Below are 13,574 nucleotides of genomic sequence, written 5' to 3'. Positions count from 1 at the left end.
TTCAGCGCCATACTCAACAACGCAATGGTGACCTGCTCTCCTGTGGAGACCAGCACATCCATTTCACGGGGATCCGGGTGCTCCTGGATCTGACGCGCAAGATCGATCAGACGGTTGGTCTCTCCACTCATCGCCGAGAGCACCACCACCATGCCGTGGCCCTGCGCCTTGAATCCAGCCACCTTATCGGCCACAGCCTCGATACGCTCAATGGAGCCTACCGAGGTGCCGCCATATTTCTGCACGAACAAACTCATCGCTCTAGTGTTCCTTACTACCTGGGTGCGCGGTACCTGACTCGCGCGTGCCGCGCACTAAATCACCAAACCCAGGGCAAATCAACTGAAATTGCGCAATTCTTACTGATCTAATGCCATAAATTCACGATTTACTGGCGCAACTGATCATTTGACTTACTTGATATTGCTTTTCACCCATTCCGGCACGGATTTCAACACACCGGGCAGTGCCTGCAGGTCGGTGCCACCGCCCTGGGCCATATCCGGGCGACCGCCGCCCTTGCCACCCAGTTCTCCCGCGGCAAAGCGCATCAGGTCGCCCGCCGCCAGCCTGCCAGTGAGATCTTTGGTAACCGCGGCAATTAGCGCAACCTTTTCCTCACCCGGTGCCGCCAGCAGAACAATGCCGCTGCCCAGCTTGTTTTTCATCTGGTCTGCCAGGTCGCGCAAGGATTTCGGATCAGCCCCATCAATAGAAGCCGCCAGCACCTTGACCCCGTCTACCTCTACAGCCTGGGAAGTCAGGTCCCCGCCAGCACCACTGGCGAGGCGGGTCTTCAGCTGTGCGAGCTCTTTTTCCAGTTTGCGATTACTGGCGAGCAGTTGCTCGACTTTGTCGCCCAGATTTTCCGGACGCGCCTTCAGCAACGCGGAGGCGTGATCGAGGCGCTGCTGCGCCTGATCAAACATCGCCAACGCATGGGCACCGGTGACCGCCTCAATACGGCGTTGGCCGGAGGCGATACCGCTTTCTCCAACAATTCGCAGCAGGCCGATATCTCCGGTGCGCGCCACATGGGTACCACCACAGAGCTCTACCGAGAAAGTACCGGCATCGCTGCGCTCACCCATGGAGAGCACGCGCACGGTATCCCCGTACTTCTCACCAAACAGTGCCATGGCGCCTTTGGCCTTGGCAGTTTCAATATCCGTCTCTTCAGTTTCCACCGCAGTATTCGCGCGAATCTGGTTGTTAACCAGAGCCTCAATAGCGCGCAACTGCTTGGCGGTGACCGCTTCCGGGTGGGAGAAATCAAAGCGCAGACGCTCGGAATCCACCAGGGAGCCCTTCTGGGTAACATGCTCACCAAGCACCTTGCGCAGCGCAGCGTGCAACAGGTGGGTCGCGGAATGGTTGAGGGCGGTGGACTGCCGCACATCTCCCGCCACCTCTGCCACAACCTGATCACCTAACGCGATACTGCCCGCCAGCAACTTGCCCTGGTGCAGGTGATGCCCTCCCAGCTTGGTGCAGTCAGACACTTCGAATCGCGTATCCCCCGCCTGCAGATAGCCACTGTCGCCGACCTGGCCACCGGATTCTGCATAGAACGGGGTGCGGTCCAGCACGATGGCGCCACTCTCGCCTTCTTCGAGCCGATCAACCTGCTCACCATCTTTGATAATGGCCAGCACCTTGCCTGCAGCATCGGTGTTGTCATAGCCGAGGAACTCGGTAGTGCCCTCGAGTTCGATGTTGCCGCTGTAATCCTGTTTGAACTTGCCGGCGGCGCGCGCGCGCTCACGCTGCGCGTTCATGGCCTCTTCGTAACCCGCCATATCCAGGGTCAGACCGCGCTCGCGAGCGATATCCTGGGTCAGGTCGGTGGGGAAACCGTAGGTATCGTGCAGGGTGAACACCAGCTCGCCCGGTACTTCGGTTCCTTCGAGCGACTCCAGTGCATCGTCAAGCAGTGCAAGCCCCTTATCCAGGGTCTTGGCAAACTGCTCTTCTTCTTTACGCAGCGCACCTTCGATGATGGACTGTTTTTCGCGGAGCTCGGGATAGGCCTCGCCCATCTGCTCGACCAGGGCAGCGACCAGCTTGTGGAAAAAGATTTCCTGGTGGCCCAGCTTGTGGCCATGGCGCACAGCACGGCGGATAATTCGACGCAATACGAAGCCGCGCCCTTCGTTGGACGGCATGACACCGTCGGCGATCAGGAAGGAACAGGAACGGATGTGGTCGGCGATAACACGCAGGGATTTCTCTTCGGTGTCGGTGCAACCAACCACTTCGCCGGCCGCCTTGAGCAGCGCCTGGAACAGATCGATCTCGTAGTTGGAGTGCACTCCCTGCATTACCGCTGCAATACGCTCGAGCCCCATGCCGGTATCTACAGAAGGCTTGGGCAGCGGGTGCAACTCGCCATCCGCAGAGCGCTCGAACTGCATGAACACCAGGTTCCAGATCTCGATATAGCGGTCGAGGTCATCATTTTCGGAACCGGGAGGACCGCCGGGAACGTCTTCGCCGTGGTCATAAAAAATCTCGGAGCTGGGGCCACAGGGACCGGTATCACCCATCTGCCAGAAGTTGTCTTCGTCCAGACGAGAGAAGCGGTCCGCGCTGACGCCGACTTCCTTGAGCCAGATATCTGCGGCTTCGTCATCGCTGATATGCACCGTCACCCACAGGCGCTCTGCCGGCAGCTGCAGTACTTCGGTCAGGAACTGCCAGGCAAACCGGATGGCCTCACGCTTGAAGTAGTCACCGAAGCTGAAGTTGCCCAGCATCTCGAAAAAGGTATGGTGGCGTGCGGTATAACCAACGTTCTCCAGGTCGTTGTGCTTGCCGCCGGCACGTACACAGCGCTGGGAGCTGGTGGCGCGCACATACGGGCGGGAATCCTGACCAAGGAATGTGTCCTTGAACTGCACCATGCCGGCGTTGGTGAACAACAGCGTCGGGTCATTTCCCGGCACCAGCGAACTGGAGGCAACCCGGGTATGCCCCTGCTCTTCAAAATACTTAAGAAATGCTTCGCGAATCTGTGCGCTCTTCATTCAGCCAACTTCCACATCGTCAGTAAAATTTATACCGGCGCATTGGCTGCGCCACCCTGTTCAGCCCTGCAGGTCGTCAGCAAGGCCGGCCTCAGGCATTTTGCGCTGGGCCAGTAAATGAATATGCAGATGGAATACGGTCTGCCCCGCCTCGCGGCCGTTGTTTACGATCAGGCGGAACCCCTTTTCGAGCCCCAATTGCCGCGCCACGCTCGAAGCCACCCACATCAGATGGCCCAGCAGCGGCGCGTCATCGGGCTCAGCCTCTGCCAGGCTAACCAGAGGCTTGCGGGGGATGATCAACAGATGTGTGGGCGCCTGCGGGGCGCGATCCTCGATCACAATGCACAGATCGTCTTCGTAAATACGCTGCGCCGGCACCTCTCCCGCAATGATGCGACTGAAAACACTGTCTTCTGCCATGATCCCTCCTGTTTCCACCGGGGCCCGCCGCGAAAAACTGCCGGACTACTTTTCCAGTTTTTCGTCCGCGGTCAGTTGCCGTGCCTCGGACTCCAGCATCACCGGGATACCATCACGTACCGGATAGGCCAGCCCGCTGGCCTTGCACACCAGTTCCTGGGACTCTTCGCGATACTCGAGCGGGGCCTTGCTGACCGGACAGACCAGCAGGCTCAGTAATTTCTTGTCCATGATTCACTCTACATAAGCCCACAGCCCGGAATTGCGGGGCTGCGGGTCAAAAATGACCGCGTATGGTACAACGCTTTCAGGGGGTTTTCACGGCCGAAGGCAGATTTCCGGCGGCCGGAAATGGCGAGAGGGGAGTCCGCTCAGGAACCGGCCGCAGCGCGCTGCGCCGGGATACCACGTGAAGAGGACTCGGAAAAGCGATTGAGATGCGCTACCAGCAGCGCCATGGCCTCTTCCGCCGCTTGCGGCTCGTTGAGCAGCTCGTGATAGGCGTCGGGAAAGGCGTGCAGCTGGTGAACATTGCCCGGCAACCGGTCAAACCACTCGCGGCTAGCGGAGGAATCGACCAGCCTGTCACTCCCGGGCAACAGTAGCAGGCTGGGTACTTTGATGTCCTCGGGCCGGGCCAGCAGACAGTCGCGCGCACGCTGATAGCCATCAAACCAGCGCGGCGTCACCCGATCATGCACCAGTTCGTCATTTATATAGGCGTCCACGACCTCGGGGTCGCGGCTTATCCACTGGGCATCCAGCCGGTTGGACAGGGATAACGAGGGATAAACTTTCGCCAGCAGGCGCACCAGGGCCCCCTCTACAACCCCGGGCTCACTGCAACCGACAAAAGCCGGGGCAGACAGTACCAGGCTGGCGATCGAACTATCACCCACCGGGTTGATTGCACTGGCGCAGGCAATCACCCCACCCATACTGTGCCCCAACAGGTGCACCGGCACCCCCGCATTTTCGTGGCGAACGAGATGTATCAGGCGACAAAGGTCTGCGGAGTAGTGGTCAAAATCTTCGATATCGCCACGGCGACCCGGGGACAGGCCGTGTCCAACATGATCGAGAGCGTAGACACTGTAGCCGTGGGCATTGAGGTAGCGGGCATGCAGGCGGTAGCGACCACTGTGCTCACCCAAACCATGGGATATCACCACCACACCAAGGGCATTCTCTACCCACCATCGGCGGTAGTGCAGCCGGATACCGCGGGATTCAAAATACATGGCACGCTCCTGCTCTTATCGTTATTTGAGGATGTTGCCACTTCGATATGATCGAAGTATTTCGGGCCGGTTACTGATTCCATTTTTACAATGAATCAGCGCCGCCCGCCACCGCTTCCAGCCACCTTTTTCACACCGCTACTCCGACCTGTAGGTCCGGCACGCTGCCACCGCGTGGCGCCAACCATCCAGTAGCGCCCGCCGCTGTAGCTCACCCATCTGCGGCAGAAAGTCCTGCTCTATATCCTGCAGCGATTCCGGGAGTTGATCGTGCTGCCAGATACCCGCTCCGATACCCGCCAGCAGTGCAGCGCCCACCGCCGTCGATTCGATTTGACGGGGCCGCTCCACCCGCAGGCGGGAAATATCCGCCTGGAACTGCATCAGGAAATTGTTGGCACTGGCACCGCCATCCACCCGCAGGCACTGCAGCTCGACCCCGAGCGCCTGCGCCATCAGGCTCGCCAGCTCGTGACTCTGATAGGCAATGGACTCGAGTGTGGCGCGGATTACCTCTGCGCGCCCGCCGCCGCGGGTAAGACCGAATATGGCACCGCGGGCCCCCGCATCCCAGTGGGGGGCGCCCAACCCGCTGAATGCGGGAACCAGATAGACACCGCGGGTATCCGGAATCGAATGAGCAATCTGCTCTGTATCCGCCGCCTGCTGGATGACACCGAGGTCATCCCGCAACCACTGCACCGCAGCGCCACCATTGAACACGGACCCCTCGATAGCAAATGCGGGCTGGCCGGCGCCATCGCAGGCAATCGTGGTGAGCAGCCCCTCCGGTACCAGCGGCCGGCGCTCACCGGCATAGGCGAGCATGAAACACCCGGTACCGTATGTATTCTTGAGGCTCCCCGGCTCGATACACCCTTGCCCGAACAGCGCGGCCTGCTGGTCGCCGGCCACTCCGGCAATTGGAACCTCGGCCCCGAAAAAAGCGTCGGGATCGGTGTTGGCAAACACCCCTGAAGAGGGACGGATTTCGGGAAGAATGGACGAAGGACAATCAAACAGCTTCAGCAGCTCATCATCCCATTGACGCCGGTCCAGATCGTAAAGCAGGGTCCTGCTGGCGTTGGTGTGGTCGGTAAGGTGGGATTTGCCGCCGGTGAGTCGCCAGATCAACCAGCTGTCGACGGTACCAAAGCAGAGCTCCCCTGCCTGCGCTCGGCGGTAAAGCGCTGGCGAATCCTGAAAGATCCAGCGCAATTTGCTGGCGGAAAAATACGCGTCCAGTAGCAATCCGGTTTTGGCCCGCACCAGAGACTCGGCACCGGCCTCGCGCAGCTGGTTACAGATTTCAGAGGAGCGACGGCACTGCCAGACGATCGCGCGATGCACCGGCTCGCCGGTACTGCGGTCCCACAGCACGGTGGTTTCTCGCTGATTGGTAATGCCCAGCGCGCGCAGGGCGCTGGCCTCTATCCCCGCGCGCTGCAATGCCGCGGCGCACACCCGGAGTGTCACCTGCCAGATTTCATCGACGTCGTGCTCCACCCAGCCGGGATGTGGATAGTACTGGGGAAATTCCGAGTAGCTGCGGCCGCACAGGCGGCCTTCGGTATCGAAGACAAAGGCAGTGGTACCAGTAGTACCCTGGTCGATGGAGAGGATCATCGCGGCTCACTATTCTTTATTGGCTATTCTTTCTCGAGCATGTCGACCGTTTAGTCCTCAGGCAGTATATACGCTATACAGGTTTCCCGGCGCCATGCCTCAAGTCGCAACACCTCATGTTTCAACCCCACCAGCGTCGAGCTCGGCAATGGCATACTGGATGGCATCGCCAAAAAAGCCTCGATAGGCGAGGTATCGCTGCCGCCGGGCGCGCTCTTTCATCTGCTGCTCGCGGGGAGCCGCCGGATCCATTGGCCGCCGGAACTTGCGCTGAAGCTGCTCCAGTGCCAGCTCAAACCAGTCCACCTCTTCCTGCAGTTGATCCACTGCCGACTGAATCATGCTCGAGCATATACCGCGGAGTTGTAATTCCTGGCGGATACGCAGTGGTCCCTGCCCTCGCTGTACTCGCGAGCGGCAGAACACCTCGGTAAAACGCTGATCTGACTGATAATTGAGCTCCTGCAGGCGCTGCAGTACTGCATCAAAATCCGCGTGCGGATGCTTGGCAGCAAGTTTCTGGCGCAATTCCTGACAGGAATGTTCACGACGGGACAGCAATTCCAGTGCACTGCTGAATAGTGCCTGGAAGGCTTCGACGGGGGATGGGGTATCTTCGGGGGAATCTGTCGACGGCAAGCTTGCCCCGCCGCCGACAGTATCTTGGGGAAAAGACAAAATCAGTCTTCCGCGGCTTCCACTTCTTCCGCCGGTGCGGCGACTACGTCACCCAGAAGCTGGGCGCGCAGCTGGGATTCGATATCGTTGCGGATATCAACATTTTCCTTGAGGAACTTGACCGCATTGGCCTTGCCCTGGCCGATCTTGTCGCCCTTGTAGCTATACCAGGCACCGGCCTTGTCCACCAGGCCCATCTTCACACCGTAATCGACGATCTCGCCCAGCAGGTTGATCCCCTCGCCGTACATGATCTGGAATTCGGTCTGCTTGAATGGCGGGGCCACCTTGTTCTTGACCACCTTCACCCGCGTCTCGTTACCGACGACTTCGTCGCCCTCTTTTACCGAGCCGATACGACGGATATCCAGACGTACAGAGGAGTAAAACTTCAGTGCGTTACCGCCGGTGGTGGTTTCCGGAGAACCGAACATCACGCCGATCTTCATACGAATCTGGTTGATGAATACACACAGGGTGTTGGTATTCTTGATGTTACCGGTGAGCTTGCGCAGTGCCTGGGACATCAGTCGCGCCTGCAGGCCGACGTGGGAATCGCCCATTTCACCTTCGATCTCAGCGCGCGGGGTCAGCGCGGCAACGGAGTCCACAACCAGTACATCGACAGCACCGGAGCGCACCAGCATATCGGCCACTTCCAGGGCCTGCTCACCGGTATCCGGCTGGGATACGATCAGCTCGTCAACGTTGACACCAAGCTTCTCCGCGTAAATCGGGTCGAGAGCGTGCTCCGCATCTACAAAGGCACAGGTGCCGCCCTTGCGCTGGGCTTCCGCAATGACCTGCAGGGTCAGAGTGGTTTTACCAGAGGATTCAGGTCCGTAGATCTCAACAATACGACCGCGAGGCAGGCCGCCAATGCCGAGTGCCACGTCCAGGCCGAGGGAACCGGTGGAGATCGCGGGGATACGCACGCGCTCTTTATCCCCCATGCGCATGACGGTGCCCTTGCCGAACTGACGCTCGATCTGTGACAGCGCCGCCTGTAAAGCCTTGTCTTTGTTGGAATCCATGACCCTTCCCGTGTACTTGAAGATTGGTTATGGGAGGGAGCTTAGAGAAAAATTACTGTATAAGCAACCAGTAATCCGGAATTGATGGTCGGCGCCGGGAACTCGTTCCCGGTGCCTGAATTCAGAGATAGCAGGAATCAGCTGGTGCGGTGAGACTCCGCAATATCCAGCATGCCCTGCAGCGCCGCGACTACAGTCTGCGCCTGGATATCCGCGCGACTGCCGGTGAAATGCATACACCGAGCGTCCACCTTGACTGGCTCCTGGCCCTCGCCATGGGCCCAGGCGATCCAGACGGTGCCAACTGGTTTTTCCTCGCTGCCGCCATCGGGCCCGGCGATACCGCTCACCGCCACCGCCAGATTTGCATCCAGGCGGTTGAACACGCCCACGGCCATCTGCCGTACTACCGACTCGCTGACCGCACCGAGCTCCTCCAGATCTTTCTGGTCGACACTGAGAAATTCCCGTTTGATACGATCTGCATAGGACACCACCGAGCCCTCAAACCAGGCGGAAGCCCCTGCAACGGAGGTGATGGCCGCGGCGACGGCACCACCGGTACACGACTCGGCCGCAGTCACTTTCCAACCGAGGCTCTGAAGCGCGCGCCCCAGGCTGGCTGCCAATTGCCGGATTTCAGAATCCACACTCACTCCTTAGCCACAATCAACAGGTCATCACTCCGACCTATCAGCGTGGGCCCGAGTTTACGCAAACAGTAAATAACAGGCTAGATGGCCTCAATACGCCCACAGAGATGCGCGCGCCGGCTCTCCTCACCGGTGAGACTGAACCTCAGCAGATCGTCATCCCGGGTGTGCAGCAGGGAGACCTGCGAAGGCAGCAGCACCGGCTTTTTAAACTCGACACCGAAGCGAAACCGGTCAAACAGTGGATCGGCTGGGGCGGTCTTCTCCAGCGCCGCGAGACAGCGCGCCTTCAGCCACATACCGTGGGCGATGGCACGGGGAAAACCGAATAGTTTGGCCGTGGAGGCAAACAGGTGAATCGGATTCCTGTCACCGGAGACCCTGGCATAACGCCGGCCAATATCCGCCGGCACCGGCCACTCGACTGTTCCGTCGGGGTCAATGTCCCCGCGCTCGGCGAAAGACGCGCGGGTTGGCCGAACAGCGCCGCTGTGCGCAGCCCTCGCCAACAGGGTGCTTGCACATTCCCACACCAACTCGCCGGCCACGTAGACCCGGGTGCGGAGATCGAACTCATACCCCCGCTTCACGGCACTCGGGGCGCCCAGATCGCAGCGGATATCCAGTCGGTCACTTTCCTGCAAACGCCGGTACTGGCTGATCTGGTTGCGCACATGCACCACCCCCAGCACAGGAAAAGGGAAGGCATCGGAAACCAGCAATTTCAGATGCAGCGGCATAGCGAGTACGAAGGGGTATGTGGCGGGAACCGAGGGCCCGCTGCCAAAACCACAGACCTCGCGATACTCACGCAGTTGCGCACTGTCGATCGCCTGTTGCCGCAGTCGCACGGTAGCGAGCACCGCTTCGTCCCCGCCGGATACCTGGCGCCGCTTGCGCGCGGTGAGCGCACGGAAATAGAGCGGCAGCACTGCCGGACGGGCATTGAGTTGAATCTGTAAGGGCATAGGCCTGCTTGCTACTTCGGCTGCAGTGGAAAATCTGGGCATAAGACTGGTCAGTTCTGCATCATAAGTCGAATCCGGGCCACAGCGGTACCCCGCCGACCATTTTGCCTACCGTTGATGCCTGAAAAATGACAAAGCCCGGCAGGTGCCGGGCTTTGTTAAGGATAGCAATAAACCGGGGATCAGCTGCCGGGCAGTTCGGAAACGCCCATATTAAACAGGGTGAAGCCGAAGATATCCGCGTACTGCTCGATGGTCTTGGAGACCGGTGTGCCCGCGCCATGGCCCGCATTGGTCTCGATACGGATCAGGGTGGGGGCGGCACCTTGCTGCTTGGACTGCAGTTCCGCGGCGAACTTGAAGGAGTGCGCCGGTACCACGCGATCATCGTGATCCGCTGTAGTCACCAGGGTGGCCGGGTAGGACACGCCCGCACTCACGTTGTGTACCGGGGAGTAACCTTTCAGATACTCGAACATCTCCTCGCTCTGCTCCGCGGTGCCGTAGTCGTAGGCCCAACCCGCACCGGCGGTGAAGGTGTGGTAGCGCAGCATATCCATCACGCCCACGGCAGGCAGTGCCACTTTTACCAGATCCGGGCGCTGGGTCATTACTGCACCCACCAGCAGGCCGCCGTTGGAACCGCCGCGAATCGCCAGGTAATCGCTGGACGTGTAGCCCTTTTCAATCAGGTACTCACCTGCGGCGATAAAGTCGTCGAACACATTCTGCTTCTGCAGCTTGGTGCCCGCATCGTGCCAGCGCTTGCCGTACTCACCTCCACCGCGCAGGTTGGGAACCGCGTACACACCACCCAGCTCCAGCCATACCGCGTTGGCAATACTGAACGACGGGGTCAGGCTGACATTGAAGCCGCCATAGCCATACAGGATGGTCGGGTTCTTGCCATTCAGCTCCAGGCCTTTTTTATAGGTGATCATCATCGGCACCTTGGTGCCATCCTTGGAGGTGAAGAACACCTGCTCGGACTCGTACGCGGCCGGATCAAACTGCGCTCCGGATTCGCGGTACACATCGGATTCGCCCTTCTCTACATCAAACGCAAAAATGGTGGATGGCGTTTTGTAGTTGGTGAACGAGTAGTACAGGGTTTTGTCTTCGCGCTTGCCGCTGGGAGAGGAAACGCTGCCCGGCCCCGGCAGGGAGATTTCCCGGACGCGCTTGCCGTTGTAATCGTACTGGTACACCCGCGACAGGGCATCCACCATGTATTCCGCGAAGAAGTAACCACCACCGGTGGATGCGGTCAGTACGTTGTCGGTTTCCGGGATAAAGTCCTGCCAGTTTTCCGGAGCGGGGCTGGCGGCATCGACGGTAACCACTTTCTTGTTCGGGGCATCGCGGTTGGTTACCAGGAACAGTTTGCTGTCCAGGTTATCGATCACATAGGTGTCGGAATCGAAATCGGTCAGCACCGGTACCAGCGGCGCATCCGCCACGGTGAGGTCGCGGATAAACAGATCGTTACCGGAAGTGGAGGTCGCCCCGGAGATCACCAGGTAGCGATCATCTTCTGTCACATAGCCGGAAACATAGCGACGCTTCTGCGCTTCGGATCCGCCGAATACCAGTACATCCTTGGACTGCGCCTGTCCAAGCTTGTGGTAATACAGCTTGTGCTGGTCGGTCTTGGCGGAGAGTTCACTGCCTTCAGGCTTATCGTAGCTCGAGTAGTAGAAGCCTTCGTTGCCCTTCCAGGAGATACCGGAGAACTTCACATCGACCAGAGGTTCCTCAAGAATCTCTTTGGTTTCCGCATCAATCACATAGATTTTGCGCCAGTCGCTACCGCCTTCAGACACCGAATAGGCCGCAATGGAGCCGTCTTTGGAAAACTTCAGGGTAGACAGTGACGTGGTGCCGTCTTCACTGAAAGTGTTGGGGTCGAGGAAGATTTCCGCTTCGCCGTCCCCTTTCTTGCGCCAGACCACGTACTGGTTCTGCAATCCATCATTGCGATAGAAATAGGTGTAATCGCCCTCCTTGAATGGGGAGCCCACTTTTTCGTAGTTCCACAGGGTTTCCAGGCGCTGCTTCAGGTTTTCCCGGTAGGGGATCTGATCCAGATAACTGAAGGTCACCTTGTTCTGGGCTTCAACCCAGGCTTCGGTTTCCTCACTGCGGTCGTCTTCCAGCCAGCGATAGGGATCTGCTACTTCGTTACCGAAATAGTTGTCGACAACATCGTCTTTGCGGGTTTGTGGATAAGCCAGCGCGGCGGATGCGCTGGGGCTTTCCGCCTGCACTTCGCTCATGGACTGGGAGACCTCCGGAGATTCGCCCGAGCAGGCGGCCAGCACGCCTGCCACCGCCAGTATGGATAGTTTTTTCATTATTGAGTGTCCCTACGGGGTTGCTACGAAACCACCTAGGAAACCCAATTCATCGTTACAGATCAAGGACTTGGCATTTACACAGATCGTGCCAAACAATCATTCGTCGGCAGGCAAATAGACAGACTAATTGAGCGCCGCGGGCGCACACAGCAGAATAAAACACCAGGCGTTTTTTCGGCTACACCAGCATTACCCAACACACCCCGGCAATAATGAGAGACGCCAGTACACTCAGTACCGCGCCTTCCCTGACCATCTCCTGAATCCGCAGCTTACCGGTGCCATAGGCAATCGCGTTGGGTGCAGTGGCGACCGGTAGCATAAACGCACAGCTGGCACACATGGCGGCAGGAATCATCAGTACCATGGGATCAAACCCGGCGCTGGTGGCGACAACTGCGAGAATCGGCATCAGCAATGTCGCCGTCGCAGTATTACTGGTGATTTCCGTAAGGAAGGTGACCGACAGACACAGCAATACCAGCATCAGCCACAGCGGCATGGCGGTGAGGAAATTGAGCCCCTGCCCCATCATGTCGCTGAGTCCGGACGCGGCAAAGCCCTTGGCAATGGCGATCCCCCCGGCAAACAGCAGCAACATTCCCCACGGAATACTTTCGGCGGTTTTCCAGTCCAGCAGCCTTCCGCCCTTACCATTGGGTACCAGGAACATCAGCACCACTGCGGCCAGCGCCACGGTGCTGTCCCCGGCATCGGGCACACCAAGCAGGTCGCTCCAGCCGCCAAAGGGTTCGTTGCGGGTTACCCAGAACAATATCGCAATCCCGAATACCGCCAGGGTGCGCACCTCTTCTGCCCGCCAGGCACCGACCGTGGGCCGCTCCAGCGACTTGTGCAGGCGAATCCCCCGCGTCAGCCACAGGGCCATAATCGGCAAAGTGATCAATACCACCGGCAAACCGATTTTCATCCAGCGCGCGAAACTGAATTCCTGCCCGGTAATCTCTTCATAAATGCCCATGAAAATAACATTGGGCGGTGTACCCAGCGGGCTGCCCACACCGCCGAGACTGGCCGCATAGGCAATTCCCAGAATCAGCGCGACGGTCAGTCGATGGTTATCGGCGCGGGAGAGGATCGCCAGTGCGATGGGGAGCATCATCAGGGTGGTCGCCGTGTTGGATATCCACATACTCAGCAGCCCCGATGCCAGCATGAATCCCAATACCAGCCGTCGACCACTGGAGATCCCCACCACCTTGAGCATGTACAGGGCGAGCCGTTCGTGGGCGCCGCTCTTTTCCAGCGCCTTGGACAGCATGAAGGCACCCATCAGCAACAGGATCACATGGCTACCCAGCGACGATGCCACCAGCTTGTGATCTGCCACGCCGAACAGTGGCAACAGTACAAACGGCACAATGGAGGTTGCCGGAATCGGCAGTGCCTCGGTGATCCACCAGATCACTGTCAGCACGGTAATCGCCGCAGTCACCGCGGGTAAATACGGCATCCCCAGCGACTTCATCACAAAATAGAAAACGACCGCAATAACCGGGCCGAGGGGAATAAACAGTTGTCTGGTCATGATGAATATTTCGCTATTC

Annotated in this window: 12 protein-coding genes (1 of these 12 cut by a window edge); all 12 read right to left on the bottom strand. The window is 59.0% G+C overall.

Annotated elements, in window-relative coordinates; translation table 11 throughout:
• Positions 1–257: the beginning of an aspartate kinase gene (locus tag HUW35_RS12360; protein ID WP_181252605.1), read on the bottom strand. It extends 982 nt beyond the left edge of the window; 257 of the gene's 1,239 nt are visible here — the first part of the coding sequence; its start codon is at positions 255–257; the stop codon falls past the left edge of the window.
• Between the two features lie 156 nt (positions 258–413).
• Complete coding sequence (gene alaS, locus HUW35_RS12355; RefSeq protein WP_181252604.1) at positions 414–3,026, bottom strand: alanine--tRNA ligase; 2,613 nt, start codon at positions 3,024–3,026, stop codon at positions 414–416.
• Positions 3,027–3,086: 60 nt separating this feature from the next.
• Positions 3,087–3,449, bottom strand: coding sequence for a histidine triad nucleotide-binding protein (locus HUW35_RS12350; RefSeq protein ID WP_181252603.1), 363 nt, complete (start codon positions 3,447–3,449; stop codon positions 3,087–3,089).
• 45 nt (positions 3,450–3,494) lie between these two features.
• A complete protein-coding gene (locus tag HUW35_RS12345) occupies positions 3,495–3,683 on the bottom strand; it encodes a Trm112 family protein (protein WP_078084933.1) in 189 nt (62 codons plus the stop codon).
• Positions 3,684–3,820: 137 nt separating this feature from the next.
• The gene (locus HUW35_RS12340) at positions 3,821–4,690 is read right to left on the bottom strand and encodes an alpha/beta hydrolase (protein WP_181252602.1); all 870 of its coding nucleotides are present in this window, start codon (positions 4,688–4,690) and stop codon (positions 3,821–3,823) included.
• Between the two features lie 138 nt (positions 4,691–4,828).
• A complete protein-coding gene (glpK, locus tag HUW35_RS12335; RefSeq protein ID WP_181252601.1) occupies positions 4,829–6,316 on the bottom strand; it encodes a glycerol kinase GlpK in 1,488 nt (495 codons plus the stop codon).
• Between the two features lie 114 nt (positions 6,317–6,430).
• Positions 6,431–6,994, bottom strand: coding sequence for a regulatory protein RecX (locus HUW35_RS12330; protein WP_255463267.1), 564 nt, complete (start codon positions 6,992–6,994; stop codon positions 6,431–6,433).
• 2 nt (positions 6,995–6,996) lie between these two features.
• Complete coding sequence (gene recA / locus HUW35_RS12325; protein WP_181252600.1) at positions 6,997–8,028, bottom strand: recombinase RecA; 1,032 nt, start codon at positions 8,026–8,028, stop codon at positions 6,997–6,999.
• 137 nt (positions 8,029–8,165) lie between these two features.
• Entirely contained in the window at positions 8,166–8,678 is a 513-nt protein-coding gene (locus tag HUW35_RS12320) for a CinA family protein (protein WP_181252599.1), read from the bottom strand.
• A gap of 83 nt (positions 8,679–8,761) precedes the next feature.
• Positions 8,762–9,649, bottom strand: coding sequence for a MaoC/PaaZ C-terminal domain-containing protein (locus tag HUW35_RS12315; RefSeq protein WP_181252598.1), 888 nt, complete (start codon positions 9,647–9,649; stop codon positions 8,762–8,764).
• A gap of 182 nt (positions 9,650–9,831) precedes the next feature.
• Positions 9,832–12,003, bottom strand: coding sequence for a prolyl oligopeptidase family protein (locus HUW35_RS12310; RefSeq protein WP_181252597.1), 2,172 nt, complete (start codon positions 12,001–12,003; stop codon positions 9,832–9,834).
• A gap of 181 nt (positions 12,004–12,184) precedes the next feature.
• A complete protein-coding gene (locus HUW35_RS12305) occupies positions 12,185–13,555 on the bottom strand; it encodes an SLC13 family permease (RefSeq protein ID WP_181252596.1) in 1,371 nt (456 codons plus the stop codon).
• Positions 13,556–13,574: the final 19 nt, after the last annotated feature.

Origin of the sequence: Microbulbifer sp. YPW1 (assembly GCF_013367775.1) — a bacterium.
GTDB lineage: Bacteria > Pseudomonadota > Gammaproteobacteria > Pseudomonadales > Cellvibrionaceae > Microbulbifer.
This window is presented reverse-complemented; position numbering and strand designations above follow the sequence as displayed.

Excerpts from the sequence above, each read along its gene's own strand:
- alaS (WP_181252604.1), bottom strand. The coding sequence starts at position 3,026 with ATGAAGAGCGCACAGATTCGCGAAGCATTTCTTAAGTATTTTGAAGAG.
- HUW35_RS12340 (WP_181252602.1), bottom strand. The coding sequence starts at position 4,690 with ATGTATTTTGAATCCCGCGGTATCCGGCTGCACTACCGCCGATGGTGG.
- glpK (WP_181252601.1), bottom strand. The coding sequence starts at position 6,316 with ATGATCCTCTCCATCGACCAGGGTACTACTGGTACCACTGCCTTTGTC.
- HUW35_RS12315 (WP_181252598.1), bottom strand. The coding sequence starts at position 9,649 with ATGCCCTTACAGATTCAACTCAATGCCCGTCCGGCAGTGCTGCCGCTC.
- HUW35_RS12310 (WP_181252597.1), bottom strand. The coding sequence starts at position 12,003 with ATGAAAAAACTATCCATACTGGCGGTGGCAGGCGTGCTGGCCGCCTGC.
- recA (WP_181252600.1), bottom strand. The coding sequence starts at position 8,028 with ATGGATTCCAACAAAGACAAGGCTTTACAGGCGGCGCTGTCACAGATC.
- HUW35_RS12350 (WP_181252603.1), bottom strand. The coding sequence starts at position 3,449 with ATGGCAGAAGACAGTGTTTTCAGTCGCATCATTGCGGGAGAGGTGCCG.
- HUW35_RS12305 (WP_181252596.1), bottom strand. The coding sequence starts at position 13,555 with ATGACCAGACAACTGTTTATTCCCCTCGGCCCGGTTATTGCGGTCGTT.